The sequence below is a fragment of the Thioclava sp. NS-SX20 genome, from assembly GCF_057380695.1.
Window position 1 is genome coordinate 682977 of sequence record NZ_CM170816.1, and the last position, 26382, is coordinate 709358.

Genomic DNA, 26382 nt, shown 5'->3' on the forward strand with positions numbered 1-26382 from the left:
AGCGCCTAGGCTCTGCGCTCGGCTCCGGGTCAAGCCCGCAAGGGAAAGAACCAGCGGGCAGCTTTGGCGCATGGGAAAGCGAAAAAAGGGAGGCCAATGGCCTCCCTTGGTGTCCGGTGCTTAGCCGTGGCTGGCCAGTAGCTCGCGCAGCTGCGAGGGGAAAAGCTGCAAGATCAGCGTTTCGCTCATCGCATCGCCTTTATGGTCCAGATACATGCGAATATCGATCGGATCGTTATTGTCCGTGGCCACGGCCGAAAAATCCAGATCGAAGATCGCGCGCCAGTAATCGGCCCCGACAACGGGGAAGGCGCTTGTAAGAGAGGTCGTGCCCACCGAGGCGGTAACAACCGGCTCCAGCCCGTCCGCACGGCTCAGCCCCTGAAGGCCGGTGCTGTCGAGATCGCAAACGATCTTCACGGTGTTGGCCGGACGGTCCTGCCCCGGAATGCCGCCCGTGCCGATACGGATCGCGGTAAACTGCGCTTTCTGGCGCGGCACCGGCACATCCTTCACCCAGCTCAGCCGATAGTTCACGCTGAATTCCGAGCCTGTCGCCGACGGGTCGGAGGGGGTCCAGAAGGCCACGATATTGTCCATCGTTTCGTCATCGGTGGGGATCTCGATCAGGGTCACAGCCCCTTCGCCCCAGCCCTCTTTCGGCTCGATCCAGGCGGTGGCGCGTTTTTCATAGAAAACGCCATCATCTTGATATTGCTTGAAGTCACGCTCGCGCTGCGCAAGGCCAAAGCCTTTGACATTGGGCGAGTGGAAGCTGTTCGCCATCACCCGTGGCGGATTGTTCAGCGGACGCCAGATCTTTTCGCCGGTGCCGGTATGGATCTCCAGCCCGTCGCTGTCATGGACCTCGGGGCGCCAGTCGGGGGATACCTGCCGGTCATGCTTGCCAAACCAGTACATCGAGGTCAGCGGCGCGATGCCAAGCCGGTTCACATCGCCGCGCAGGAAGATATCTGCCGAGACATCCTGCACCACGCCGCCGCCCAGACGCGAAACGATCTTATAGGCACCGGTCGCGCGCGGGCTTTCCAGAAGCGCATAGGTGACAAAGCTGCCATCTTCGGGTTCTTCCAGCCAGAAGCGGGTGAAGCGCGGAAATTCCTCCGGCCCTTCGGCCACAGCCGTATCCAGCGCCAGCCCGCGTACCGACAGCCCGAACTGGCCCGAATAGCCCGCAGTCCGCCAGTAAGACGCCCCCAGAAAGGCCATCCAGTCGGCATTATGTTTGCGGTCCTGCACCGAAAACCCTGCAAAGCCTTCGGTCCCATGCAGGTTCTGGGCGGGGCTGTCGGCGGGAATATCGAAATAGTTTTTCGAGAACGGCACCTCGCGCGCCATCCCGCCATTCACGGCGTAGATATGCACCGGATCGGGGAAATACCGGCCCGGAAAGAAGAAATGCACGGGGTAGTCGTCGCCATTGCCCCAAAGCGCGTGATCCTTGCGGAATTTGATCGCGCCGTGGGCGTCGTAATCGATCTGCTGGATGATCTCGGGATCGGCGACTTTCATCGCATTATAGGGGCCGTTGGCCAGCGTGCGTGCCATGTCGCGCAGCATATCGAACGAGAACGGCTCCGCTTGACCCAAAGGCATGCCATGCGCGATCTCGTCGGCTTGGGCGCGCGCCATTTGCGGCAGCAGGAAGAAGGCGCCGGTTCCGAGGGCGGAGGCAAGGACCTGACGGCGGGAGGGGTGAGAATCTGTCATCAAATGCTCCGGATATCGTGCTAATTCCAGATAAGTGCGGGGATTGTGGCAAAGCGCAACAGAAGATCCCGTGAATGGGCAGGAAGATGCTGAAAAACTCGAGTTTTTATGTCGAGTAAGCGGATTTTTAGCCCCCTGCGGCTTTGGCAAGCGCCAGAAATGCGGCTTCGGCACGGGTAAAGGGACGTTCGCGGTGGCGCAGCAGCGAGAAGGGGCGCTGCGGCAGGGTCGCCTCCAGCACGCTCAGCCGTCCGCTTTCAAGCGAATGGGCGACCACCAGTTCGGAAAGGATGCTAGCTCCTGCACCGGCCTCGACCGCCGCGCGCACGGCTTCGTTGGAGGGCAGTTCCAGCACAGGGGGCAGGTCGCCTGCGGCCAGTCCCTGTGCGGCAAGCCAGTGGTCGAAGATCGCGCGGGTTCCCGACCCCGGTTCGCGCAGCACCCAGCTTTGTGTCGCTGGATCGAATGGCAGGCTGGCCAGTCCGGCCGCGCGCACCAGTTTCATATGGTCGCTGGCCAGCGGGTGGACCTCCAGAAGGTCATCATGGCAGTGGTCTTCGATCACCGCCAGATCGGCCTCCAGCTCATGCACCTTTTGCGCGGCCTCTTCGGAATTGCCGATCCGCAGCTGCAACTCGATGCCGGGATAGCTTTGCCGGTAGAGCGCCAGAACAGGGGGCAGCCAGTAATTGGCGACAGTCTGACTGGCCGCGATGCGCAAATGTCCGCGGGTCAGACCGGCGAGATCTTCCAGCATCCGTTCCGCCTGCTCGGCCTGCGCCAGCAGCTTGCGCGCCTCGGTGCGGAAGCTGCGCCCCGCATCGCTCAGGACGATCCGGCGTCCGATCCGGTCGAACAGCCGGACACCGTGGCGCTGTTCGAGCGCCGAGATCGCGGCGCTTGTCGCACTGGGCGTCAGATGCAGGGCTTCGGCGGCACGGGTGACATGTTCGCGCTCGGCCACCGCCAGAAAGATACGAAGCTGGTCTAGGGTCATCAGGGCCGCCTTTGCGCGGAGTTACTGCGTCAGACATACCAATAGCAGGCTGAGGCCGGAGATGAAGACCCAAGCCGCCGCCCCCAGAATAGCGGGGCGGAGGCCCGCCGCGACAAGCTTGCGCAGGTCGGTGGACAGGCCCATAGCCGCCAGAGCCACAGTCAGCAGGATCTGGGTCAGGGTCGTGCTGGTATCGCGCATAGGGGCGGGCACCAGCCCTGTCGATGCAAGCCCGACCATCGCGATGAAGCCGAAGACAAACCATGGCAGGGGCGCACGACCAAGGCTTTCGCCCTTTTTCGGGCGGTTGCGGGAGGACAGGCCCAGAAGCAGCACCATCGGGGCCAGCATCATCACGCGGGTGAGTTTGGCGATGGTGCCGAAATGTCCCGCCTGATCTCCTTGCTGGAACGCGGCAGCCACCACCTGCGCGACTTCGTGGATAGAGGCCCCCGTCCAGAGGCCATAGGCTTTTGGCCCCAGCGACAGCAGCGGTGCCGCCAGCGGCATCAGCGCCATCGAGGCCGAACCGAAGATCGTCACACAGGCAATTGCATAGGCGACATCCTCGTCACGGGCGCGCGTCACGGTATTGGCGGCGATCACGGCGGAGGCCCCGCAGATGGAGCTGCCTGCCGCGATCAGATCGGTCAGCCCCGCCGGAAGCCCCATGCGCCGCCCCAGCCAGCGGGTGAAGGCGAAGGTGGCCAGCAGGGTCACGAGGATGAGGGCCAGACCGCTCACTCCGACCGAGAGCACCTGCCCGAATGTCAGTTGCAGGCCCAAAAGTACGATGCCGCCCCGCAGGACATAGCGCAGGCTGAAGGCGATCCCCGGGGCGAAACAGGGCGGCAGAGGGTGCATGGTATTCAACGCCATGCCCAGCAGGATGGCCAGAATAAGCGGCGAGAGCGCCGAAATCCCCGCAAGGTGATGGGCGGCAAAGGCCAGTGCCGCAAGGGCGGCACAAAGCGCAAGGCCGGGGAGCGCCGTGCGAAGGGTCAAAACGCGGCGGCGCAGAAGGGCGGGAATATGCGTTCGGGGGGCGGGAGCTATCATGGGACACCTTTTTGATCCGGTGTCCCGAAGATGGCGGCAGGGCCTTTGTAAGTCCAACTGAACGTATTGGACGTTTCATTCGATCGGGTCGAACAATGGGTGCCCGCAGGTCTGAAAGGGCTGTCAGGGCAACCGGTGCGTCAGAGGATCTCCAGCACCTGTTCGGGCGGGCGCCCGATACGGGCGGCGGTGTCATGGATCAGGATCGGTCGCTCGATCAGCTTCGGATTCCGGGCCAGATGGTCGAGGATTTCCTCGGCGCTGGCTGTTGCATCGAGGCTGTCCTTGGCCTCTTTCCAGCGGATCAGGGCGCGGGCGGGCTGGTCGAGCTTGTCCACAAGCGCCTCTAGTTCCGCCCGACTGGGCGGGTCGTTCAGATAGAGCCGCAGCTCGGGGGTGATCCCCCGCGCCTGTAACAGGGCCAATGTTTCACGTGATTTCGAGCAGCGCGGATTGTGCCACAAGATCAAAGCCATTGATCGCGCCCTTTGCCAACGGCATCGGAAATATGGGCATAGCCGTTTTCCGCAAGAAGCGCGTCCAGTTCATGGGCGATGCGGTCGGCCAGCGACAACCCGTGATAGACGAGCGCCGAATAGAGCTGCACCGCCGAGGCCCCTGCGAGAATCTTCTGATAGGCCTGCGCACCGGAGGAAATGCCGCCCACGCCGATCAATGGCAGCTGGCCTTCGGTCGCGCGGGAGAGTTTGGCCAGAACCCGTGTCGATTTCTCGAAAAGCGGCGCGCCGGACATGCCGCCTTTTTCCGCGGCATGGGCACTGTGCAGCCCGTCGCGCGACAGGGTTGTGTTGGTGGCGATGATCGCGTCGATACCGCTGTGGCGGGCCACCTGCGCGATGTCGATAATTTCGTCATCGGTCAGATCGGGCGCGATCTTGAGGAAGATCGGGATCGGGCGGGCCAATGTGTTACGGGTGCGGATCACATCCGCCAGAAGCGCGCCCAATGCCTCGGGGCCCTGTAGGTCGCGCAGCTTTTCCGTATTGGGCGACGAGACATTGACGGTGGCAAAATCAAGCCACGGTCCGGCATGGGCCAGCACCTTGGCAAAATCCGCCGCGCGATCCACGCTGTCCTTATTGGCCCCCAGATTAAGCCCCACCGGAATGCCGGCAGGCCGTCCCGCAAGGCGGTGGGCTATGGGTTCCATGCCTTCGTTATTGAAGCCGAAGCGGTTGATGACGGCACGGTCCTCGGTCAGGCGGAACAGGCGTGGTTTGGGGTTTCCGGGCTGGGCGCGCGGCGTGGCGGCCCCGACTTCCAGAAAGCCGAACCCCGCCCGCATCAGCGGGGCGACCGCTTCGGCATTCTTGTCGAACCCTGCCGCCAGTCCGACCGGATTGGGCAGGGCAAGACCGGCGATTTCGGTGGCGATGCGCGGGCTTGTCCAGACGCCTTTCATCGGCACCAGACCAGCAGCCAGAGCGCGGATCGACAGACCATGCGCGCGTTCCGGATTGAAGTAATGCAGGGCGCGCAGGCCAAGGGACTCGATCAGGGGCATCACAGGGTCTCCGGAAAGATATGGCCCTCGGGGCCTTGGGGAAGCGGATGGGTGGCGTGGACCTCGTGCAGAGCCAGCGCGCGGTAGAGATGCGGGAAGAGCGCCCCGCCGCGCGAGATCTCCCATCTGAGCGCCGCACCCAACGCATCGGCGTCGACGCTGGCCAGCACCAGATCACCGGCACCGGCGAAGTGCTTTGCCGCGGTTTCGCGCATCTGCTCTGCCGTGGAAAAATGGATAAACCCGTCGGCCAGATCGACCGGCGCGCCCGATGTGGTGCCCTGCGCCTGAAGCGCTTGCCATTCGGCGGGGCGAAAGATCTTGTAAATCAGCATGGCGTTCACATGCCCAATGACGCGGAAATAATCAATCTCTTTCGGAAAAACCGAAAGAATCCGTCTTGCGGGCAGGGGCTGTCACACAGAGTTTTGACAGACTGGTCAAATTCTGGATCACTGGGACGCATCTGAGCGGAGGAATTTCATGACAACCCGAATTTCAAACGCCCCCTTGGCAGGGCTTGCGCTGGTGGCGGGGCTTTTTGCGGCGGATATGGCGCGTGCCGAGTTTACGCTGAATGTGCTGCATACCAATGATTTCCATGCGCGCTTCGAACCGATCAACAAATATGACGCGACCTGCTCTGCCGAGGAGGATGCCGAGGGGCAGTGTTTTGGTGGCTCGGCGCGGCTGGTCACGGCGGTCCGGCAGGCCCGCGCCAAGGCGGCGCATTCGATCCTGCTGGATGCCGGTGACCAGTTTCAGGGCTCGCTGTTTTACACCTATTACAAAGGGCGGGCGGCGGCTGAGTTCATGACCCTGTTGGGGTATCAGGCGATGACGGTGGGCAATCACGAATTCGATGACGGGCCCGAGACATTGCGCGCCTTTATCGACAGGCTCGATTTTCCGGTGCTGATGGCCAATGCCGACCTAACGCGGTCGCCGGAGCTGTCTGGGGTGGTCAGGCGCTCGACGGTGCTGGAGGTCGGAGGGGAGAAGATCGGCATTATCGGCCTGACGCCGCAAGACAATGCCGAACTGTCGAGCCCCGGTCCGACGATCACCTTCCTTGATCCGGTGCCGGTCGTGAAGGCCGAACTGGCCAAATTGCAGGCCAGCGGCGTCAACAAGATCATCGTGCTGTCGCATTCGGGCTATGAGGTCGACCGGAAGATCGCGCAAGCCGTGCCGGATGTGGATGTGATCGTGGGGGGGCATAGCCATACGCTATTGGGCAATATGGCGGGGGCCAAGGGGCCGTATCCCACGATGATCGGCAAGACCGCGATCGTGCAGGCCTTCGCCTATAGCAAATATCTGGGTGATCTGGAGGTGACCTTTGACGATGCGGGCACTGTGCTGTCCGCCAAGGGGCAGCCGATTTTGCTGGATGCTTCGGTGCCCGAAGACGGGGCGGCCAAAGCCCGTATTGCCGAGCTTGCCAAACCCCTTGACGAGATCCGTAACAAGGTGGTGGCGCAGGCGCACGGAGCGATCGATGGCGCGCGCGAGATCTGTCGTTTCGAGGAGTGTCCGATGGGCGACCTGCTGGCCGATGCCATGCTGGCGCGGGTCAGGGATCAGGGCGTCGATATTGCCCTGACCAACGGGGGCGGGCTGCGGGCCTCGTTGCCTGCAGGGGATGTGACGATGGGCGATGTGCTGACGGTCCTGCCGTTCCAGAATACGCTCTCGACCTTCGAGACACAGGGGGCGGTGATTCTTGCGGCACTGGAAAACGGGGCCAGCCAGATGGAAGAGGGGGCGGGCCGGTTTGCGCAGGTTGCGGGGCTGACCTATCGGGTGACCCCCGGCGCAGCAGTTGGTGCGCGGATTTCCGATGTGATGGTCTCGCAGAACGGGGCATGGGTCCCGCTTGATCCGCAGGCGCGCTATGGCGTGGTCACCAACAACTATCTGCGGGCGGGCGGCGACGGCTATGCCATGTTCCAGACCGGTGCCGAGAATGCCTATGATTACGGGCCCGATCTGGCGGATGTGCTGGCCGAGTATATGACCGCGCGAACACCTGTTACGCCTTACACCGATAGCCGTATAACTGTTGTGAAATAAGTGCTTGCTTGGGGGCTGTCTGCGGCCCCCAGTCCAGACCGGAGGTCCCCCTTGTCCCGAGAGCCTATTCTGCCCGATCCTGCCGCCTTTCTGGTCCGCCTTTTCAAGACGGCGGTGGCGGCCGCCGATCCGATGATCTGTATTCCGCGCGCCTTGGGCCCGAAGCCCGAGGGGCGGGTGGTGGTTGTCGGGGCGGGAAAAGCCTCTGCCCGTATGGCGGAGGCGGTAGAATCGGTCTGGGGGCCATGTGAGGGGCTGGTGATCACCCGCTATGGCTACGGGCGCCCGACCAAAGGGATCGAGATCGTCGAGGCCGCCCATCCCGTACCCGATCAGGCGGGGGTCACGGCCACGCGCCGGATGCTGGAGCTGCTTGCGGGGCTGGGGGCGCAGGACACGGTGATCGCGCTGATCTCCGGTGGTGGCTCGGCGCTTTTGTGTGCGCCTGCAGGAGACATCACCTTGGCCGAGAAACAGGCGGTCAATGCCATGTTGCTGGCATCGGGGGCGAGCATTGACCGGATGAATGTGCTGCGCAAACATCTGAGCGCGGTCAAGGGCGGGCAACTGGCGGCGGCGGCCTATCCGGCGCAGCTTCGGGCTTTGCTGATTTCGGATGTGCCCGGCGATGATCCGGCCTTTATCGCCTCTGGCCCGACCGTGGGCGATGCCACCCGTGCCGAAGAGGCGCTGTCCATTGCGCAGCGGTTCGGGCTGGAGCTTCCGGCCTCGGTGCTTGCGGTCCTGCACGGGACGACGGGGGTCGTGCCGCCGCAAGATCCCCGTCTGTCGCGGGCGCGGACCGAGGTGATTGCCGCCCCCGCACAATCGCTAGAGGCCGCCGCCGATCTGGCACGCCAGCAGGGGATGGAGGTACGCATTCTGGGCGAGGCGCTGGAAGGAGAGGCCCGTGAGCTGGCGGCTGCGCATGCGCGCCTTGCCTTGGAGATCGCGGCCAAAGAGGCGCGCTCGCGCCCTCTGTTGCTGCTATCGGGGGGCGAATGCACCGTGACGCAGCGTGGGGCGGCGGCGGCGGCCAAAGGAGGGCCGAATGCGGAATATGTGCTGGCCGCCTGCCAGACCTTCGCGGGGGCACCGCGCATCTGGGCGCTGGCTTGCGATACGGATGGGGTGGATGGCTCGGACGAGGTTGCAGGCGCATGGATCGGGCCGGAAACTGCGGGGCTGGCGCATCGTCTGGGTCTGTCCGCCTCCAAGGCGCTGGAGCAGCATGACAGTCACGGTTTCTTCGCGCGTTTGGGGCAGCAGGTGGTGCCCGGTCCGACATTGACCAATGTCAATGATTTCCGCGCCATCCTGATCCTTTAGTTGGAAAGTTCGGAACAGCTTGCGCAGCGCCGCGTTGGTCGGGAAACCGATACCGGATAACGCAAGGAGAAAGCTATGATCGTCAAACGCGGCTCTGCCCATTGGGACGGCAGCATCAAAGAGGGGAAGGGCACCGTCTCGACCCAGTCGAAGGCGCTGGACGGCCAGCCCTATGGCTTCAATACCCGCTTCGAAGACAAGCCCGGCACCAATCCCGAAGAGCTGATCGGCGCGGCCCATGCGGCCTGTTTCTCGATGGCTTTGTCGGGGCAGTTGACGGGGGCCGGCATTACCGATGCGGTCATTGATACGACGGCAAAAATCTCGATGGAGAAAGACGGGGACGGCTTTAGCGTGACCTCTTCCGCGCTCAGTTGCACGGTGACGGCATCCGGCGAGGCCGAGACGATCCGCAAGGCGGCGGAAACGGCAAAGGCGAATTGTCCGATCTCGAAACTTCTGGATTGCGAGATCTCGCTGGATCTGACGGTCAACTAAGCTGCACGTGCTCTTCGCAGGGCAAGAGGCCTTGAGAGAGGCCTTGAGAAAATGAAAACGCCCGCCGGATACTGGCGGGCGTTTCCGATTGGCCTATCAGGCTTTTTTGCGACGGCGCAGGGCTGCGGCACCCGCGAAGGCGCCGGCCAGCAGCAGGCCGGTTGCCGGAAGCGGAACTGCCGGAACATCGAAATCTGCCGGAAGCTGGCTGAACAGGCCGATAGCACCCGCACCGGTCCCGTAGGGCGAGAGCGATGCCAGACCGGTCACCGAATAGCTGCCTGCGTTCAGCAGGACGCCCAGCGAGGAGAAGTCTTCCGACAGCCATGCGGTGTCGTAATCGCCTTCCCACGCACCTTCGGTATCGACAGAGCTGGTGATCATGGAGAAGAGATTGTTCAGGGTGACCGTGAACACATCCCCAGGTTGGTAAGCGTCAGTCACCAGCAGCCAGGAAGAGCTGCTCAGGGTGAAGTCGTAGCTATCACTAAAGCTCGAGCCGGTCTCGCCGAATTCGAAGCTCGTCCAGCCCCCGTCCACGGTGAGCGTGGTCGCAGAAGCCGAACCTGCAGCGACGGTGAGCATAACTGCCGCTGCCGCGATTTTGTTTTTGATATTAAACATTTGTGGGTTCCGTCAAAAAGGGGAGTCGAAATGTCAGAAGGGAGTGGCCGCGAGCGGTTACCCTCGGTCAACATGACGTGAAAAGAGTTAACTTTACAAGCCCTAATTGTAAATTTTTTTGATAACTATGCTTACTTTAAGCAGAGTTGTCTGATGGGGGAAGGGGGCCGCCGGTTGTAATGCCGCGCCGCATGGCCGTTGCGCGTGCCTGCGCGATCCGCTCGTAAACAGGGGTCAATGCGGGGTCGGTGGTCTGGGGGAATTCGATGCCGGTCAGCACGAATCGGAACCGTGCAGAGCTCTCGGCCAAGGCCTCGATCCGGTCGATCATGATCAGACCGGAGCTGTTGACGAGATCTTCCACGGGGCCCGCGGCCAAGAGAACCGCCTCCATCGGGCTGGACAGGCGAGGCAAAGCGCAGGTGATGAATTCCCATGCCCAATCAGGCACTTCGGTGATGACATAGGCGCAGGCCTGCGCCCATGTCACGGGGCCATCCAGCGGCGCGCGCAGCCAGTGCGCCGCCAGATCGTCGAGTGTCACGGGGCCTGCGGGGCAGTCCGGATCGTCCTGAAACCGGCTCAGAAGGTCCGGCGGCAGGACGGTCGGGCCGGTCACTGCATCAGTTCCTTGGTGGCCGAGAGTGTAACCTCGGGATAGTCGCGCACCACGCGGTCGATGTCCCATTGCAAGCGCGTCAGGAAGACGGGATCGCCGTCATTATCGGTCGCCATATGTTGCTTGTTGGCATTGATCAGCTTTTCTTTCGCGTCGCCATTGCCCAGAACCCAGCGGGCCGAAGTGAATTGCGATGGCTCGAATCGCACCGGAATGCCGTATTCCAGTTCGATTCGGCTGGCCAGAACCTCGAATTGCAGCGCGCCCACAACGCCCACGATAAAGCCCGAGCCGATCATCGGCTTGAAGACTTTCGCAGCCCCTTCCTCGGCGAATTGCATCAGCGCCTTTTCAAGGTGCTTGCCCTTCATCGGGTCGGTGGCGCGGACCGCCTGCAGCAGTTCCGGCGCGAAGGACGGGATGCCGGTGATATGCAGCATCTCGCCTTCGGTCAGCGCATCCCCAATGCGCAACTGGCCGTGGTTCGGGATACCGATGATATCGCCGCCCCATGCCTCGTCCGCCAGCTCCCGGTCGGCGGCAAGGAACAGCACGGGGCTGGAGATCGCCATCGGCTTTTTCGAGCGCACATGCATCAGCTTCATACCGCGTTCGAAATGGCCCGAAATCAGGCGCACGAAGGCCACGCGGTCGCGGTGCTTGGGGTCCATATTGGCCTGCACCTTGAAAACAAAGCCCTGCACTTTCTTTTCGTCGGGCGCGATCTGGCGTTCGGCGGCATTGGCGGGCTGCGGCTCGGGGCCGTAATTGCCGATCCCGTCCATCAGCTCCTTCACCCCAAAGCTGTTGATCGCCGAGCCGAACCAGATGGGGGTCATATGGCCCTCGAGGAAGGACTGACGGTCGAAGGCGGGCAGAAGCTCGCGGGCCATCTCGACCTCTTCGCGCAGCTTGGCCAGCAGGTCTTCGGGAATATGCTCTTCAAGTTTGGGGTCATCGAGCCCCTCCAGCTTGATCGATTCCGCCACCTTGTTGCGGTCGGCACGGTCCATCAGTTCCAGCCGGTCGTTGAGCATGTCATAGGCGCCAAGGAAATCGCGCCCGATGCCAATGGGCCACGAAGCCGGTGAGACGTCGATGGCAAGGTTTTCCTGAATCTCGTCGATGATCTCGAAGACATCGCGGGATTCGCGGTCCATCTTGTTACAGAAGGTCAGAATGGGCAGGTCGCGCAACCGGCAGACCTCGAAGAGCTTCTGGGTCTGGCTTTCCACACCCTTCGCCCCGTCGATCACCATGATCGCCGCATCCACCGCTGTCAGCGTCCGGTAGGTGTCTTCCGAGAAATCCGAGTGGCCGGGCGTGTCGACCAGATTATAGCGGAAGGTCTTGTAATCGAAGGACATTGCCGATGCCGAGACCGAGATCCCGCGGTCTTTTTCCATCTGCATGAAGTCCGAGCGCGTCCGGCGTGCCTCGCCCTTGGCGCGGACCTGTCCGGCCATCTGGATGGCGCCGCCGAAAAGCAGGAACTTTTCGGTGAGTGTGGTCTTGCCAGCGTCGGGGTGCGAAATGATCGCGAAGGTCCGGCGGCGGGCGATTTCAGGCGGGAGTTCGGGACGGTTGCTCATGGATCGCCTCATACAATGGCCCGTGCGACATGGCAATTATGAAGCGTGTCCCCTCCTGCCGGAACGCCTCGCAGCGCAGAGTTCGAAAGGTCTTTGACCTCTTGCATATTTTCAGTAACGTGCCCGTGATCGTTATTGGAGATTCTGCTGTGAAGAATGGTTTTGCATTGATTTGTATGATTGGTCTTGTGGCCGGCTGCGGTGGCGGCAGCGGTGGCGGATCCGGCGCGTCGGGCACTCAGGCAATGGCGCTGAATGCAGCGGCGGCCGCTGAGCGCCTCGATGCGCTCGAGCAGACCGAAGGTCTGACCGATTACGACAATCTGCCGAGCTCGGGCCGCGCGACCTATAACGGCTATGGTGTTCTGGTGAATGACGCGGAAGAAAACGGGTTCATCGGCAAAGCGACGCTGACGGCGGATTTCGGTGATGACAGTCTGAGCGGACATGTCGAGCAGTTCGGATATGCCGAGGCGGCGGATGGTGCCACCAAGCTGTCTTCTGCCAGCGGTCGTCTGGATATCACCAACGGCACCATCACGGATCTGGCCGGAACGGCGCAGATTGACGCGGATGTCTCGGGCAATGTGACGGGAGGTGGCAAGACCGTGGTGGTGGACGGTCAGGCGACGGGGACCTTTGTCGGGGATGATTACGATGGCATCGGTCTGGCGGCTTCGCCTGACACGATGACCGCAACCGAAAACGGGGTGCAGAGCGATTACTATCTGGCGGTGATCGGCGAACGCTAAGACGGAACCGGAGGGCGGGTCATGATGTTTTGCCGCAAATGGAGGACATCATCATGGCCCAGTCTGGTCACCGAACCCCGCATCGGCGGACCCCCGGGAAAACCGCCAGCCAGAACAATCCCGCTTTGAAAGACGCGGACCTTTACGACACCCTGCGTAGCAAGGGGATGTCGAAGGAGAAGGCGGCGCGCATTTCCAATGCCCATGCCAATCCCCATCTGCATCCCTCCGAAAAGGGCGGCAAGGCCCCCCGTTACGAGGAATGGACCAAGCACGCGCTCTATCGTCATGCGCAGGAGATTGGGATCGACGGGCGGTCCGGCATGACAAAGCCACAGCTGATCAAGGCGCTCCGGCGCCATTGATCCCGTCTCTCAGCGGCGCTTGCTGAACAGCGTGTCGCGCCCGATACGCTCCAGCATCTCGCGGCCTGCCTCGGTGCCGAAATGCGGCTTATGTGCCAGATCCGGCATGCGGGCACGGATTTCGGCGGTCAGCTGTTCGGGCATTTGCGACAGGCTTGCCTCCGTCACCATCAGGCTTTCGATGGGGATGCCCTCGGCATAGATGATTTCGTGACGGTCGAAAATCAGCGCGTAATAATCGACATATCCGCCCTCGCGGCGCCAGACATGTTCGTCATCAACCAGATGCTTGGCCTGCACCAGCAACTCTGCCGTATGGCCGATGCGGGCGGGGCCGCGCCGATACAGGAACAGCCGGTGATGCGGGCTGACCACAAGGTCGCCCTCATTGCCCAATGTGCCACTGGAAATCACCACCGGCGCGAAGCTGCCGAAGGCGCGCATGGTGGATTTCGTGATCAGGCGCAGCGGCTGCGGGCCGTTATCGCGGGTCAGGATACGGTCGCCCGGTTGCAGGGTTTCGATAGGACGCTGCGCACCGCCTGCAATGGTGATCATGGTGCCGGTGGTAAAGGCCACGCAGATCAGGTCGGTCAGTCGTGCCGATCCGGGGTCTTCATGCGCTTCGAGCAAGGTATAATCGACCCGCGCGGCGATCGGGGACATCGGCAGCACAAACAGCGTGTCATCCGCACTATTGCGCAGCAACAGCATATCCACGCTATCGCCTTCGGGGGCCATCAGCACATGGCGCGAGACCACCTCGATCGGTTGGCCGCTCTGCCCGATATCCGACCCTTCCGCGATGCGCTGACTGTCCCCGTCGACCTCGAACATCAGCCGCAGCGGGCGGGCGTCGCGATCGAGTTGATAGACATCGCCGGGCACGCAGAAGGCGGCCAGATCCAACCCGTCGCCCTGATTGGCACCGGCGGTGACCCAGAACAGGTTGGCATCGAAAACATGGACAGTCTGCGTGGTTTGCAAGGTTGCTAGGCTCATGAGGACAGGACTATCGTGGCGTGAATATCTGGTATTAACCTATATTTCCTGACGATGGCTTAAGAAAGGCATGACTGTGTCAATCTTAGGCTTGCGACCCAAGAGCAGAGTGATAGCTGTTGGGATGATTGAAATTTAGGAGGGTCGCATGGATTTGGGTATTCGCGGAAAACGGGCCATTGTTTGTGCCGGATCTAAAGGTCTGGGGCGTGGCTGCGCCGAGGCACTGGCCGAGGCAGGGGTCGATCTGATCCTCAATGCGCGCTCGGCGGATGTTCTGGACGCGGCCGCACAGGAGATCGCCAAGACCTACGGTGTCAGCGTCACGCCGGTGGCCGCAGATATCACCACCGAGGAAGGCCGCGCCAAGGTGATGGCGGCGGCAGGCGAGGGGATCGACATTCTTGTCAATAATGCGGGCGGGCCGCCTCCGGGGCTGTGGTCTGACTGGAATCGCGATGATTTCATCAAGGCGCTTGATGCCAATATGCTGGCGCCGATTGCGATGATGCAGGCGGTGCTGCCCGCGATGATGGAACGCGGCTGGGGGCGTGTCGTCAATATCACCTCGCAATCCGTCCGTGCGCCGATTGCCCAGCTTGGCCTGTCGAACTCGGCCCGTTCGGGGCTGACGGGCTTTGTGGCGGGCACGTCGCGGCAGGTTGCAGGCAGCGGTGTGACCATCAACAACATGTTGCCCGGCATCCATGCGACAGATCGCGCCGTGTCTTTGGACAGCAATGTGGTCAAGGCGGAAGGCATCAGCATGGAGGAAGCCAAAGCCCGCCGTGCCAAGACCATTCCGGCGGGCCGCTATGGCACAACGACCGAATTCGGGGCCATGTGCGCCTTCCTGTGTTCGCAGCATGCGGGGTTCATCGTCGGGCAGAATATCATGCTGGATGGTGGGGCCGCGAATATCTCGGTGTAATCCCCAAGACGGAAGGGGCGCGTATTGCGCCCTTTTCGCCGCAGGTGATGATTGGCAAAACGCCTGTTTTTCTCTAAGGACGGCGCAGTCGTTTTCCATCCGCCCCGCCGAGAACAGGACCGCCATGAGCCCCACCGCCCAGATCCCGCCGCGCCTAGAAGTTCAGGGGCTGTTTCGCAGCTTCGAGGGGCGTATGGCGGTGGAGGATGTGTCCTTCAGTATCCGCGCGGGGCAGGTGACCTGTCTGCTTGGCCCGTCCGGCTGCGGGAAGTCCACGACATTGCGGATGATCGCGGGCGTCGAGATGCAGGATCGTGGCCGGATTCTGGTGGATGGCACCCTGATCTGCGACACCGTGTTCCGCGTGCCGCCAGAGCGCCGCGCGATTGGCCTCATGTTTCAGGATTTCGCGCTTTTCCCGCATCTTTCTGTGGCAGAGAATGTCGCCTTCGGTCTTTCGGGGCCGTCACGGGTCAAGCGCCAGCGGGTCGAGGAATTGCTGGACCGTGTGCATCTGGCCCATCATATCGACGATTTTCCCCACCAGTTGTCGGGCGGCGAACAGCAGCGCGTGGCTCTGGCCCGCGCATTGGCGCCGCGCCCGCGTATCCTGTTGATGGACGAGCCTTTTTCGGGGCTGGATGAGCGTCTGCGCGACGATATCCGCGACGAGACGCTGGCGCTTCTGAAAGAGGAAGGTACCGCCGTTCTGCTGGTGACACACGAACCCCAAGAGGCCATGCGGATGGCCGACGAGATCCTGCTGATGCGCGGTGGGCGTATTGTTCAGGGGGGCGCGCCCTATAATCTGTATAACGCGCCTGTGGATCGCGCGGCGGCCAGTTTCTTCTCGGATATCAATGTGATCCGTGCACGTGTCGAAGGCGCGCTGACCCGCACGCCCTTCGGGGAATTTCTGGCGCCGGGACGCGCGGATGGCTCCGAGGTGGATATCGTGATCCGCCCGCAGCATCTGAAAATCGATTTCGACCGTGCAGGGCAGGGGCCTTTGCCAACGCCGCAAGATGGCACCGCCGCACGCGCCCTTGTCGAACGCGCCCGCTTCATGGGGCGCGAGAGCCTTGTGGAATTCCGGATGGAATATGACGGTTCGGTATTGAAGGCGACGGTGCCCAATGTGTTCCTGCCGAAAGCGGGCACGCCGATGTGGCTGATGATCCGGCGCGACCGTTGCTTTGTGTTTCCGGTCACCTGAGGTCCGGTTGCCCGCAGGCGTCTATGCCTCGGCGGCGTCGGGGGTGGGGGGCGCGGCCTTGCGCCGCCGTGGCAGGTCCTTGAGGATCTTCTGCCGTTCCATATGCGACATCGTTCCCCAGCGCGCGATCTCGTCGAGTGAGCGCAGACAGTCGAGGCAGGTCTGGCTGGCCGGATCGAAGGTGCAGATATTGCGGCAGGGGCTTTTGATGCGGGCCATCAGGTGCTGCGGGTCAGATTGGCCAGACGGTCCAGCGCCCCCTGCAGAATGAAGCTCGCGGCCACATTGTCGATCCGCTCGGCGCGTTTGGCGCGCGACAGGTCGGCCTCCAGCATGGCGCGTTCTGCAGCGACGGTGGACAGGCGTTCGTCCCAGAAGCCGATGGGGAGGTTCTGCATCCGCGCGATATTGCGGGCAAAGGCGCGGGTCGATTGGGCGCGCGGCCCCTCCGAACCATCCATGTTCATCGGCAGGCCGAGGATGATCGCGCAGGTCTCGCGTTCGGCCACAATCCGGAAAAGAGCCTCGGCATCGGCGGTGAATTTGGTGCGCTTGATGGTCAGGATCGGGCTGGCCACCGAGCGCAGCATATCCGACCCCGCCACCCCGATGGTTTTGGTGCCCAGATCCAGCCCGAGGATCGAGCCCATACGAGGCAGGGCGGCGGCAAATTCGGTGATGTCTTCAAAAATCATTGCGCAAGCCCGATCTGTTTTGCGGTAGCGGTGATATGGGCAAGTGCGGCGGGATCATCGGCCAGCGCGGTCTGCGCCTTGGCGTAAAGATCTGCCGCGCGGTCGGTCTGGTTCAGGGTCATCAGGGCCCGCAAGCCACGGTCCCATTCGGACGCGTCTCCGCCTTCGGTCTCAAGCCGTTCCACCAGCCCGTCGACCATGCCCTGAATCATCTTCTGCCGGTCTTCCGGCGTCATATCCTGTGCATTCCTGACGTCTTCCGCGCTGGGGCCCGTCTGGCCCGCAGCCGCCACATCAAAGGGCCATTTGCCCTCGGCGGCCTGATCCAGCAGGGTCAGGGCCTCGGGGGCCTTGGCAAAGACGCCGCGCGCCTCCGAGAGGATGGCCGTCACCTGTTCGGACTGGTCCAGAAGCCGCAGGCCAGCCAGAAGCGTGGCCCAGTCTTCCGCGCTGCCGCCGCGATTGGCCAGTTGGGTCTGCAGGGCGTTCACCTTGTCGGACAGGGCGGTGGCGCGCTGGTCCTGTGGCAGCTTCTCGGCTGCGATCAGGTCCGCAAGGCTCGGACCGAGCGTGCCCAGTTCCGGAGGTTGGTAATCGGGCTGACCTGCAAGCCATGCAACAGTCGGCATATTGTCCAGCACCGGCTGCACCCAGTCATCCTGCCGTGTGCTGTCGCGCAAAAGGGCATCCCAGATGCGGAAGGTCCGGTCGGGACGGCCATTCTGGGCCATCATCAGGCCGATGTAATAGCGTGCGCGCCCGTTGGATTTGTCAAGCGTTACGGCCTTGCCAAAGGCGGCTTCGGCTTCGGGCGTGACCAGACCGCCAGCCGCGATCACCCGGTATTCGCCCAGACTGGCCGCATCCTCTGCGGTCGCCTTGTCCCCCAGAACCGCAATCAGTTTTTCCTGTGCCGCCACTCCGGCATGCAGATTGCCGACATTGATTTCGTTGCGCGCCAGAAGCCGCAGCCCTGCCGGATCATTGGGACGGGCTGCCACGGCATCGCGGAGCCTGTCCATCAATGCGGAAAATTGCGCATCGACCTGAGGCTTGCGGTATTTTTTGGCGAAATCGGCCTCTGCCTGATCCTGATGCGGGCGGCCCAGATAGCTTTGATCCGCCAAGGCCAGCCGCGCATTGATCGGCTGGTCCGCATAGCCATCCGCGCCCAGATCCAGATACAGCCCCGCCGCGCCGCCAAGGCAGGCCAGAATCACCACGCTGATCGCCAGTCGCGCCGCTTTGGGCGCGCGGGGCGGGGCTGATGCGGCCCGTGCGGCACGGTCGGCCTCTAGCAGCTTGCGCGAGATTTCGATCCGCGCCCGTTCGGCCTCGTCAGGAGAAAGGATGCCGCGGGCCAGATCGCGGTCGACCTCGGCCAACTGGTCCCGATAGACCTGCATATCATGGCGCTCGGTGGTGTCGCTTTCATCCGCTTCGTCGCGCTGACGCCACAGCGGGAGCAGAAAGATCAGCGCGACAAGCACCAAAATGACGGCGATTAGAATCCAGAACAGCATCTATACTTCCCCTTGCCCGTCTTCCCTTAGGCAAAACCGGTGCTCTACGGAAGCTTTATCCTGAATTTGGCGCGAAAGTGACCCCCAATAACGTCCTAGTCGCGCGGCGAATGGCACAGATGCCCCCTGAAAACGCGTCATTTTAAACGCGTGTCGCATTTAGACGAAAAATGCCGCGACTGGGAGGCTTTCCTCGGGCCTGCGGGTCCATCAAAAAGGGGAAGGCGGGCGGTGACCCGTGTTGAACGATTTCAGGACAGGAGAGCCGGGGCATGCGGAAATATTCCATCTTTGCCGTTGCGCGCGAGGCGATGCGTTATCACGCCGGATGGGAAAAAGCCTGGCGCAGCCCAGAGCCCAAGGGCAAATACAAGGTCATCGTGATCGGCGCGGGCGGGCATGGTCTGGCGACCGCCTATTACTTGGGCAAGGTTCATGGCATCAAGGATGTCGCGATCATCGAGAAAGGCTGGCTCGGCGGCGGCAATACGGGCCGTAACACCACGATCATCCGTTCAAACTACCTGCAGGACCCTTCGGCAGGGATTTTCGATAAGGCGCTCCAGCTTTACGAAGGCCTGAGCCAGGACCTGAACTATAACATCATGTTCTCTCCCCGCGGCCTTCTGATGCTGGCGCAATCCGAGCATGAGATGCGCGGCTACAAGCGCACCGTCTATGCCAACCAGCTACAGGGCATCGAGACCAAATGGATCGGCCGCGAAGAGGTCAAGAGCCTCGTGCCGATTCTCAATATCGACGGGCCGCGCTATCCGGTGCTGGGCGCGCTGTACCAAGAACGCGGCGGCACCGCGCGTCACGATGCGGTGGCATGGGGTCTGGCCCGCGCATGTTCCAATATGGGCATGGACATCATCCAGAAATGCGAAGTCACCGGCATCCGCACCGAGAACGGCGAGGTGCGTGGCATCGACACCACCAAGGGCGCGATTGATTGCGAGAAGCTGTCGATTGTCACCGCAGGGCATGCGGGCACCGTGGCCAATATGGCGGGCTTCCGTCTGCCGCTGGAATCGGTGGCGCTTCAGGCTTGGGTGTCCGAACCCGTCAAGCCCTGTATCGATGTTGTCGTGATGGCGAACCTCGTGCACTGCTATATCAGCCAGTCCGATAAGGGCGAACTGGTGCTGGGCGGCGGTATCGACCACCCCAACAACTATTCCCAGCGCGGGTCGTGGTACACGATCGAGGAAACCGTGCGTTCGCTCGTCGAGACCTATCCGATCATCTCGCGCCTGAAGATGCTGCGCCAATGGGGCGGGATCGTGGATATCACGGGCGACCACTCACCGATCCTGTCGAAAACGCCGGTCAAGAATATCTTCGTCAACTGCGGCTGGGGCACCGGTGGTTTCAAGGCCATTCCGGGGTCGGGTTGGGCGATGGCCGAGCTGATCGCCAAGGGCGAGCCGGGGCCGTTGGCCAAGGGCTTCGGCCTTGACCGTTTCACCGAAGGCCGGTTCGTCGATGAATCCGTGGCCGCAGGGGTGGCACACTGATGGGCGCGGTTTCGGTCAGGGCGGGGCATCTGCCCGCCACGGCAGAAAAACACATATTCGGGCGGAACCTTTCCGCTCACGGCTCTGTTACGCCTCTGAACATGCTTCAGAAGGAATACGACACATGTCCGAAGGTAACGGTAGCGGCAACACCAAGAGCTTCCTCATCGGGGCGCTCATCGTCATCGTCGCGGGTCTTGGCTGGTATATCTGGTCGGGCGGCGATGTCCCGCAAAAGGATGAGCCCGAGATCCAGATCGATCTGCCGGGTGACAATAACAACTAACGGGCGCAGCCCCCAAGCGCGCCCCCGTCTTCAGGGAGCGCGCCTATGCTGATCCTTCAATGCCCCTGCTGTGGCATCCAAGCCGAAGAAACCGAACTGCATTATGGCGGCGAGGCGCATCTGACCCGCTTCGGGCCGGGGTCCAGCGATGCCGAGTTCGAGACTTACCTCTTCACGCGTAAAAACCCCAAGGGCGTGCATTTCGAGCGCTGGCGCCATTCCGCAGGCTGCGGCAAGTGGTTTCTGGCCGCGCGCTGCACTGTGACCTTGGAGGTCTTCGCCACCTATTCGGCCCAGACCAAAGAGCCGCCGCAAGATGTGATCGACGCCATCCGCGCCAAACGCCCCGACTTCGAAGGTTACAGCAAATGAGCACCCGTCTGTCCAAAGGCGGTCGCCTGATCGACCGCGCGAAATCCCTGACCTTCACCTTCAACGGCCGTCCGATGCGTGGCTTTGCGGGCGATACGCTGGCTTCGGCAATCCTTGGCAATGGCCAGACGCTGCTGGGTCGGTCGTTCAAATATCACCGCCCGCGCGGCCTTGTTGGCTCGGGCGCGGAAGAGCCCAACGCGCTTGTGGGCCTTGGCCGCAATGCGCGGTTCGAACCCGACCAGCGCACCACCACGACCCTGCTGTTCGATCAGGCCGAGGTGAAGACCCAGAACCACTGGCCGAGCCTTGAGAATGACGTCGGGATCATCAACGACAAGCTCTATAAGTTCTTCCCTGCGGGTTTCTACTATAAGACCTTCATGGGGCCGAAAGCCGCATGGAAGCATCTTTACGAACCCATCATCCGCCGTGCAGCGGGTCTGGGCGATGCGCCGAAAGAGGCTGATGTCGACCGTTACGAGCAGATCTACGCCTATTGCGACGTGCTGGTTGCAGGCGGCGGCGTGGCCGGTATCGCAGCCGCTCTGAAAGCGGCGGGCGAGGGCAAGCGCGTCTGGCTGGTCGAGCAGACCGCCGCTTGGGGTGGTCGTGCGCCTGTGGATGGCGGCTTGATCGAGGGCATGGAGCCGCAGGCTTGGGTCGATGCCTCGATCGCCAAGCTGGAGGCGATGGACAACGTCACCCTGCGTACGCGCTTCATGATTTCGGGTCTCTATAACCACGGCTATGTGCTGGGCTATGACACCGCAGGTGACAGCGAACCCGGTTCGGGCAAGCCGCGCCACCGTCTGTGGCGGATGCGCGTGGGGACCGTGGTCACCGCGACCGGCGCGATTGAACGTCCGCTGTCTTTTGCCTGCAACGATGTTCCGGGCGTGATGCTGGCCTCGGCCGTGCGCGACTATGTGGTGAATTGGGCCGTCAGCCCCGGTGACCGCACCGTGATTGTCACCAATAACGACGATGCCTATCGCACCGCCAAAGTGCTGCTGGATGCGGGCCTGACCGTGCCCGCGATCATCGACGCCCGCCCCGCCGCCACGGGTGCGCTGGCCGCCGAGATGAAGGCGCGCGGCGTGCGCGTGCTGGAAGGCCGTGGCATCACCAAGGTACTGGGGTCGAAATCCGTGACGGGCGTCGAGATCTGCGCCCAGAACGGCGAGGGCGGGGTCGTCGAGACCATCGCCTGTGACTGTGTCGCCATGTCGGGCGGCTGGTCTCCGGTCGTGCACCTGTGGTCGCATGTCGGTGGCAAGCTGAACTGGGACGAGGCGAACGCGATGTTCGTGCCGAACCTTGATGCGCCGCCGCTGTCGCATGATGGTGCAGCACTCTGTGTTCCGGTGGGGGCGGCCAATGGCAAGCTGTCGCTGGCCGATATCGGCACCGAGGCGGGCGTCGATATGCAATGCGAACCCGAAGACCCGATGATGGCCGTCTGGCAGATGCCGGCAGGTGCACCGAATGCGCTGCGCTTCAAATCCTTCCTCGATTTCCAGAATGATGTGAAGGTGTCCGACGTGCAACTGGCCGCGCGCGAGGGTTACGAGTCGGTCGAACATACCAAGCGCTATACCACGCTCGGCATGGCCACCGATCAGGGGAAACTCTCCAATATCAACGGCCTCGCCGTTCTGTCGGATGCGCTGGGTCAGGCGATCCCCGCCACTGGCACCACAACCTTCCGCCCGCCCTATACGCCGATCTCTTTCGGTGTGGTCACGGCTGAGGCGCGTGGCGATCTGTTCCAGCCGCTGCGCCGCACGCCCATTCAGGACTGGCACGAGAAGATGGGCGCCCATTGGGAACCCGTCGGCCAGTGGCGCCGCCCCTATACCTATGCCAAAGCGGGCGAGACGCACCGCCAGTCGGTCAATCGTGAAATCCTGAACACCCGCGAGAATGTGGGGATGCTGGATGCCTCGACGCTGGGCAAGATCTTGGTCAAAGGGCCGGATGCGGGGAAATTCCTCGATATGCTCTATACCAATATGATGTCCACGCTGAAGGTCGGCAAATGCCGCTATGGCCTGATGTGCAATGAAAACGGCTTCCTGATGGATGACGGTGTGGTTGCGCGTCTGTCTGAGGACACCTTCCTTGTGCATACCACCTCGGGCGGTGTCGCGCATATCCACGACTGGATGGAAGACTGGCTGCAATGCGAGTGGTGGGACTGGAAGGTCTATACCGCCAATGTCACCGAGAATTACGCCCAGATCGCCGTGGTTGGCCCCAAAGCGCGCAAGCTTCTGGAAAAACTCGGCGGTATGGATGTGTCCAAAGAAGTGCTGCCCTTCATGGAATGGAAAGAGGGCGAGCTGGCCGGTATTCCGGTGCGCATCTTCCGGATCTCCTTCTCGGGCGAGTTGTCCTATGAGATCGCGGCCCCTGCCAATATGGGTCTGGCGCTTTGGGAGAAGCTCTATGAAGCGGGTCAGGAATTCGGCGTGATGCCCTATGGCACCGAGGCGCTGCATGTGATGCGGGCCGAGAAGGGCTTCATCATGATCGGCGACGAGACCGATGGCACCGTGATCCCGCAGGATCTGGGTCTGCATTGGGCGATCTCCAAGAAGAAGGAAGACTTCCTTGGCAAGCGCGCCCATTCGCGCAAGGCCATGGCAAGCCCCGACCGCTGGCGTCTGGTCGGTCTGGAAACGGTGGATGGCTCGGTTCTGCCCGATGGCGTCTATGCGCCCGCGCCCGGCAATAACGATATGGGCCAGCGCAATACCCAAGGCCGCGTGACCTCGACCTATTATTCCCCGACGCTCAAGAAGGGTATTGCGATGGCGCTTGTCCATCGCGGGCCGGAACGGATGGGCGAAGAGATCGAGTTCCAGAATGAAACCGGTCTCGTGAAATGTCGGATCGTTGATCCGGTGTTCTTCGACAAAGAAGGAGCAAAGCAGGATGTCTGAGGCAATGACCGCTGTAAGTGCGCTGAATGGCAAGACGGTGTCCGGTTTCTGCACCGTGGCGGAAGGCGGCCTGCAGGGGATGATCACCCTGCGCGCCGATTTCACCTCGAAAGCACTGGCCGATGCGTTGGAATGGCTGGGGCTGTCGCTGCCCGAGCCGCGTAAGGTGATCTCGAAAGGCGCGAAATCGGTGCTGTGGATGAGCCCCGACGAGCTGTTGATCCTTGTGCCCTACGCCGATGCTGTCTCGGTGGCCCATGCGATGGAGACCTCGCTGAAGGGCGAGCATTTCCTTGTGGCGAACGTGTCTGAGGCGCGCTCGATCTTCACCGTGACGGGGGCGCGTGCCGCCGAGGTGGTGATGAAGATCTCGCCCATCGATTTCGGCACGATGGCCCGCGACGAGGTCCGCCGTACCCGCACCGCCCAGACGGCGGCGGCGGTCTGGTGGTCGGGTGACGAGCAGCTGTCGCTGGTCTGCTTCCGCTCTTATGCGACCTATGTGATGGGCTTGCTGGAGGTCAGCGCCCGGCCGGGGGGCGAGCTGTTCTAATCTGCCCCGCCTGTAAGACACGAAAACGCGTCGGAAAATTTTCGGCGCGTTTTTCTGTCTTTGGGCTATCATGTTGTCAGGTAGGTGTAAGCGAACGGGAATAGAGCATTTTCAATCGGGTTTTACCCGCACTTCAACCTAAGGATAGAACGTCTATGTCAGAGAAATCGGGATATTCGTCATTACAGATTTTATTGCACTGGTCTGTCGCCATTCTGGTCGTGTTCAACTATTTCTATAGCGAAGGCATGGGGAAGGCGGCCCATCAGCATCTTGAGGGCACAACCGGCCCGCTGCCGCTGAACCCGCAGATCCATGTCTGGGTCGGGGTGGCGGTGCTGGTACTGACCCTGCTGCGCGCTGTTTTGCGCAAGACCCGCGGGGCACCCGATGTGCCGGGCGAGGGGCTTTTCAAGATGGCGGGGCTTTGGGGGCATCGCCTGCTCTATCTTCTGTTGTTTGTCGTGCCCTTGCTGGGAATGGCTGTGTGGTTTTTGGGCCTTGATGCGGCGGGGGATATCCATGCGTTGCTGGCCAATGCCTTGCTGATCCTTGCGGGAATTCATGCTGCAATGGGCATTTTCCACCAATATGTGCTGAAAGACGGCCTGCTTGTGCGGATGATGAAACCGGAGCGTTAGATCGTCCGATAGCCCAAGGGCACCCGAACGGGTGCCCTTTTCCTGTCTGCTATGATCTCGAACCGGCGCTTAGGCCAGCTTTTTGATCCATGCGTCGAAGGCTGCCATGATCTTGCCCATGAATTCGCGGGTGCCCTCATTGGACATCTTGCCGTTTTCGTCGAACAGGGTGTGGATGGCCCCGATATAGGCCTCGGGTTGCTGCACCACCGGCATATCAAGGAAGACAAGCGACTGGCGCAGATGGTGGTTGGCCCCAAAGCCCGCAATACCGCCCATCGAGCCCGAAACGACAAGCGCCGGTTTGCCGGCCCAGACACTCTGGCCATAGGGGCGCGACCCGATATCGAGCGCGTTCTTGATCGAGGCGGGCACCGAGCGGTTATATTCGGGGGTGACAAACATTACGGCATCGGCGGATTTGATATCGGCGCGCAGGCGGGTCCACTGGCTGGGAACGTCGCCCTCGTCGAGATCGGGGTTGTAAAGCGGCAGATCGCCCAGTTCGACAAAGGCGAATTCGTAGCCCTCGGGGGCTTCGTCTACAAGCGTCTGTGCGATCATACGGTTGAAGGACCCTTTGCGCAGCGATCCCACAAGAATGGCAATTTTCTTAGACATTTTCATCTCCAATTCACGGGTCAACCACCCGTTTGACGGAAAGGTAGATCCGGCGGGCGGCTGTCGCAATGCCTCAAATAAGGACAGAACCTGTGCAGCCCTGCACCAGCTTTGTCAGGGGCTGTGGGTCTTGGGGCAAGGTGCTGAAATAGTTGAGGGAAATGCCATATTTTCTGTTGCGGGCACAGAACAGGCCCTTGACCTCGGCCGTTAGCGGGCTTCTATTGAGCGCGAAGACATTCACTATCCGTCAAGAAGGGGTTTACCCATGGCTTTCGAACTTCCCGATCTTCCTTATGCACATGACGCACTTGCCGATCTGGGCATGTCGAAGGAAACGCTGGAATATCACCACGACCTTCACCACAACGCCTATGTCACCACCGGCAACAAGCTGATTGCTGGCACCGAATGGGAAGGCAAATCGGTCGAAGAGATCATCAAAGGCACCTATAATGCTTCGGCAGTGGCGCAAAACGGCATCTTCAACAATGCCTCGCAGCACTGGAACCACACCCAGTTCTGGGAAATGATGGGTCCGGCGGGCAAAACCATGCCGACCGAGCTGGAAAAAGCGATCACCGAGTCCTTCGGTTCGGTCGATAAGTTCAAGGAAGATTTCGCCGCAGCAGGCGCGGGCCAGTTCGGTTCGGGCTGGGCGTGGCTGGTGAAAGACACCGATGGCGCGCTGAAGGTGACCAAAACCGAAAACGGCGTGAACCCGCTGTGCTTTGGTCAGACCGCTCTGCTGGGCTGCGACGTGTGGGAACACTCCTACTACATCGATTTCCGCAACAAGCGTCCGGCCTACCTGTCGAACTTCCTCGACAAGCTGGTCAACTGGGAAAATGTCGCCTCGCGTCTGTGACCCGAGCACGATCCCTGACGAAAGGCGCCCCGAGGGGCG

Annotated in this window: 28 protein-coding genes; 14 read left to right on the forward strand and 14 right to left on the reverse strand. The window is 61.9% G+C overall.

Features of this window, described 5'->3' with window-relative positions:
* Window positions 1–120 precede the first annotated feature (120 nt).
* The 6 genes from AC2ISB_RS03480 to AC2ISB_RS03505 form a co-directional block, all read right to left on the reverse strand.
* Window positions 121–1731 carry an OpgD/OpgG family glucan biosynthesis protein gene (locus tag AC2ISB_RS03480; protein WP_339109421.1) on the reverse strand — a complete coding sequence of 537 codons (1611 nt, stop codon included), beginning with the start codon at window positions 1729–1731 and terminating at the stop codon, window positions 121–123.
* A gap of 127 nt (window positions 1732–1858) precedes the next feature.
* A complete protein-coding gene (locus AC2ISB_RS03485; protein WP_486576134.1) occupies window positions 1859–2728 on the reverse strand; it encodes a LysR substrate-binding domain-containing protein in 870 nt (289 codons plus the stop codon).
* A 21-nt stretch (window positions 2729–2749) separates the two neighbouring features.
* On the reverse strand, window positions 2750–3787 hold the full coding sequence (locus AC2ISB_RS03490) for a YeiH family protein (RefSeq protein ID WP_406720514.1): 1038 nt from the start codon (window positions 3785–3787) through the stop codon (window positions 2750–2752).
* A 140-nt stretch (window positions 3788–3927) separates the two neighbouring features.
* Complete coding sequence (gene arsC, locus AC2ISB_RS03495) at window positions 3928–4263, reverse strand: arsenate reductase (glutaredoxin) (protein WP_486576136.1); 336 nt, start codon at window positions 4261–4263, stop codon at window positions 3928–3930.
* Window positions 4254–5312 (reverse strand): quinone-dependent dihydroorotate dehydrogenase, encoded by a 1059-nt coding sequence (locus AC2ISB_RS03500; RefSeq protein WP_339109425.1) that lies wholly within the window; start codon window positions 5310–5312, stop codon window positions 4254–4256. Before AC2ISB_RS03500 ends, arsC begins: the two co-directional genes overlap by 10 nt.
* On the reverse strand, window positions 5312–5647 hold the full coding sequence (locus AC2ISB_RS03505; protein WP_486576138.1) for a DUF952 domain-containing protein: 336 nt from the start codon (window positions 5645–5647) through the stop codon (window positions 5312–5314). The genes AC2ISB_RS03500 and AC2ISB_RS03505 overlap by 1 nt, the downstream gene beginning before the upstream one ends.
* A gap of 148 nt (window positions 5648–5795) precedes the next feature.
* Here AC2ISB_RS03505 and AC2ISB_RS03510 point away from each other — a divergent pair, with 148 nt between their 5' ends.
* From AC2ISB_RS03510 to AC2ISB_RS03520, 3 genes are all read left to right on the forward strand, one after another.
* On the forward strand, window positions 5796–7388 hold the full coding sequence (locus tag AC2ISB_RS03510; RefSeq protein ID WP_486576140.1) for a bifunctional metallophosphatase/5'-nucleotidase: 1593 nt from the start codon (window positions 5796–5798) through the stop codon (window positions 7386–7388).
* Window positions 7389–7439: 51 nt separating this feature from the next.
* Window positions 7440–8717 (forward strand): glycerate kinase type-2 family protein, encoded by a 1278-nt coding sequence (locus tag AC2ISB_RS03515; RefSeq protein WP_486576141.1) that lies wholly within the window; start codon window positions 7440–7442, stop codon window positions 8715–8717.
* 75 nt (window positions 8718–8792) lie between these two features.
* Window positions 8793–9215 carry an OsmC family protein gene (locus AC2ISB_RS03520; protein WP_406720518.1) on the forward strand — a complete coding sequence of 141 codons (423 nt, stop codon included), beginning with the start codon at window positions 8793–8795 and terminating at the stop codon, window positions 9213–9215.
* 96 nt (window positions 9216–9311) lie between these two features.
* Here the strand turns inward: AC2ISB_RS03520 and AC2ISB_RS03525 are convergent, their stop codons facing one another.
* The 3 genes from AC2ISB_RS03525 to AC2ISB_RS03535 all read right to left on the reverse strand — a co-directional run bounded on the left by AC2ISB_RS03525 (window position 9312) and on the right by AC2ISB_RS03535 (window position 12050).
* Complete coding sequence (locus tag AC2ISB_RS03525) at window positions 9312–9839, reverse strand: VPLPA-CTERM sorting domain-containing protein (RefSeq protein WP_339109430.1); 528 nt, start codon at window positions 9837–9839, stop codon at window positions 9312–9314.
* 136 nt (window positions 9840–9975) lie between these two features.
* Window positions 9976–10458, reverse strand: coding sequence for a DUF6869 domain-containing protein (locus AC2ISB_RS03530; RefSeq protein WP_339109431.1), 483 nt, complete (start codon window positions 10456–10458; stop codon window positions 9976–9978).
* A complete protein-coding gene (locus tag AC2ISB_RS03535) occupies window positions 10455–12050 on the reverse strand; it encodes a peptide chain release factor 3 (protein WP_339109432.1) in 1596 nt (531 codons plus the stop codon). Before AC2ISB_RS03535 ends, AC2ISB_RS03530 begins: the two co-directional genes overlap by 4 nt.
* A 176-nt stretch (window positions 12051–12226) precedes the next feature.
* Here AC2ISB_RS03535 and AC2ISB_RS03540 point away from each other — a divergent pair, with 176 nt between their 5' ends.
* Together AC2ISB_RS03540 and AC2ISB_RS03545 are read left to right on the forward strand one after the other, a co-directional pair.
* The gene (locus AC2ISB_RS03540) at window positions 12227–12802 is read left to right on the forward strand and encodes a HupA family protein (RefSeq protein WP_486576145.1); all 576 of its coding nucleotides are present in this window, start codon (window positions 12227–12229) and stop codon (window positions 12800–12802) included.
* A 53-nt stretch (window positions 12803–12855) separates the two neighbouring features.
* On the forward strand, window positions 12856–13167 hold the full coding sequence (locus AC2ISB_RS03545) for a DUF7218 family protein (RefSeq protein ID WP_406720520.1): 312 nt from the start codon (window positions 12856–12858) through the stop codon (window positions 13165–13167).
* A 9-nt stretch (window positions 13168–13176) separates the two neighbouring features.
* On the opposite strand, the gene AC2ISB_RS03550 is transcribed toward AC2ISB_RS03545, so the two are convergent.
* The gene (locus tag AC2ISB_RS03550) at window positions 13177–14169 is read right to left on the reverse strand and encodes a Hint domain-containing protein (RefSeq protein ID WP_339109435.1); all 993 of its coding nucleotides are present in this window, start codon (window positions 14167–14169) and stop codon (window positions 13177–13179) included.
* Window positions 14170–14317: 148 nt separating this feature from the next.
* On the opposite strand from AC2ISB_RS03550, the gene AC2ISB_RS03555 reads away from it, so the two are divergent.
* Together AC2ISB_RS03555 and AC2ISB_RS03560 are read left to right on the forward strand one after the other, a co-directional pair.
* The gene (locus AC2ISB_RS03555; protein ID WP_339109436.1) at window positions 14318–15100 is read left to right on the forward strand and encodes an SDR family oxidoreductase; all 783 of its coding nucleotides are present in this window, start codon (window positions 14318–14320) and stop codon (window positions 15098–15100) included.
* Between the two features lie 124 nt (window positions 15101–15224).
* Complete coding sequence (locus tag AC2ISB_RS03560; RefSeq protein ID WP_406720521.1) at window positions 15225–16316, forward strand: ABC transporter ATP-binding protein; 1092 nt, start codon at window positions 15225–15227, stop codon at window positions 16314–16316.
* A gap of 21 nt (window positions 16317–16337) precedes the next feature.
* On the opposite strand, the gene AC2ISB_RS03565 is transcribed toward AC2ISB_RS03560, so the two are convergent.
* The 3 genes from AC2ISB_RS03565 to ccmI are packed head-to-tail and all read right to left on the reverse strand — an operon-like array spanning window position 16338 to window position 18534.
* Window positions 16338–16535, reverse strand: a complete 198-nt coding sequence (locus AC2ISB_RS03565) for a DUF1289 domain-containing protein (protein ID WP_406736837.1) — start codon at window positions 16533–16535, stop codon at window positions 16338–16340.
* Window positions 16535–17011 (reverse strand): Holliday junction resolvase RuvX, encoded by a 477-nt coding sequence (gene ruvX / locus AC2ISB_RS03570; RefSeq protein ID WP_486576148.1) that lies wholly within the window; start codon window positions 17009–17011, stop codon window positions 16535–16537. Before ruvX ends, AC2ISB_RS03565 begins: the two co-directional genes overlap by 1 nt.
* The gene (gene ccmI / locus AC2ISB_RS03575; RefSeq protein ID WP_339109440.1) at window positions 17008–18534 is read right to left on the reverse strand and encodes a c-type cytochrome biogenesis protein CcmI; all 1527 of its coding nucleotides are present in this window, start codon (window positions 18532–18534) and stop codon (window positions 17008–17010) included. Before ccmI ends, ruvX begins: the two co-directional genes overlap by 4 nt.
* 272 nt (window positions 18535–18806) lie before the next feature.
* Here ccmI and AC2ISB_RS03580 point away from each other — a divergent pair, with 272 nt between their 5' ends.
* The 6 genes from AC2ISB_RS03580 to AC2ISB_RS03605 all read left to right on the forward strand — a co-directional run bounded on the left by AC2ISB_RS03580 (window position 18807) and on the right by AC2ISB_RS03605 (window position 24854).
* Entirely contained in the window at window positions 18807–20054 is a 1248-nt protein-coding gene (locus AC2ISB_RS03580) for a sarcosine oxidase subunit beta family protein (protein WP_486576151.1), read from the forward strand.
* Window positions 20055–20178: 124 nt separating this feature from the next.
* On the forward strand, window positions 20179–20340 hold the full coding sequence (locus tag AC2ISB_RS03585; protein ID WP_339106941.1) for a Sak single strand annealing protein: 162 nt from the start codon (window positions 20179–20181) through the stop codon (window positions 20338–20340).
* Window positions 20341–20385: 45 nt separating this feature from the next.
* Window positions 20386–20712, forward strand: a complete 327-nt coding sequence (locus tag AC2ISB_RS03590) for a sarcosine oxidase subunit delta (protein WP_486576153.1) — start codon at window positions 20386–20388, stop codon at window positions 20710–20712.
* Window positions 20709–23660 carry a sarcosine oxidase subunit alpha family protein gene (locus AC2ISB_RS03595; RefSeq protein WP_486576155.1) on the forward strand — a complete coding sequence of 984 codons (2952 nt, stop codon included), beginning with the start codon at window positions 20709–20711 and terminating at the stop codon, window positions 23658–23660. Before AC2ISB_RS03590 ends, AC2ISB_RS03595 begins: the two co-directional genes overlap by 4 nt.
* Window positions 23653–24213 carry a sarcosine oxidase subunit gamma gene (locus AC2ISB_RS03600; RefSeq protein ID WP_486576156.1) on the forward strand — a complete coding sequence of 187 codons (561 nt, stop codon included), beginning with the start codon at window positions 23653–23655 and terminating at the stop codon, window positions 24211–24213. The genes AC2ISB_RS03595 and AC2ISB_RS03600 overlap by 8 nt, the downstream gene beginning before the upstream one ends.
* A gap of 155 nt (window positions 24214–24368) precedes the next feature.
* The gene (locus AC2ISB_RS03605) at window positions 24369–24854 is read left to right on the forward strand and encodes a cytochrome b (protein ID WP_339106945.1); all 486 of its coding nucleotides are present in this window, start codon (window positions 24369–24371) and stop codon (window positions 24852–24854) included.
* Between the two features lie 69 nt (window positions 24855–24923).
* Here AC2ISB_RS03605 and AC2ISB_RS03610 read toward each other — a convergent pair whose 3' ends face one another.
* Window positions 24924–25475: an NADPH-dependent FMN reductase gene (locus AC2ISB_RS03610; RefSeq protein WP_339106946.1), complete on the reverse strand. Its 552-nt coding sequence runs from the start codon at window positions 25473–25475 to the stop codon at window positions 24924–24926.
* Window positions 25476–25743: 268 nt separating this feature from the next.
* On the opposite strand from AC2ISB_RS03610, the gene AC2ISB_RS03615 reads away from it, so the two are divergent.
* On the forward strand, window positions 25744–26343 hold the full coding sequence (locus AC2ISB_RS03615; RefSeq protein WP_339106947.1) for a superoxide dismutase: 600 nt from the start codon (window positions 25744–25746) through the stop codon (window positions 26341–26343).
* Window positions 26344–26382: the final 39 nt, after the last annotated feature.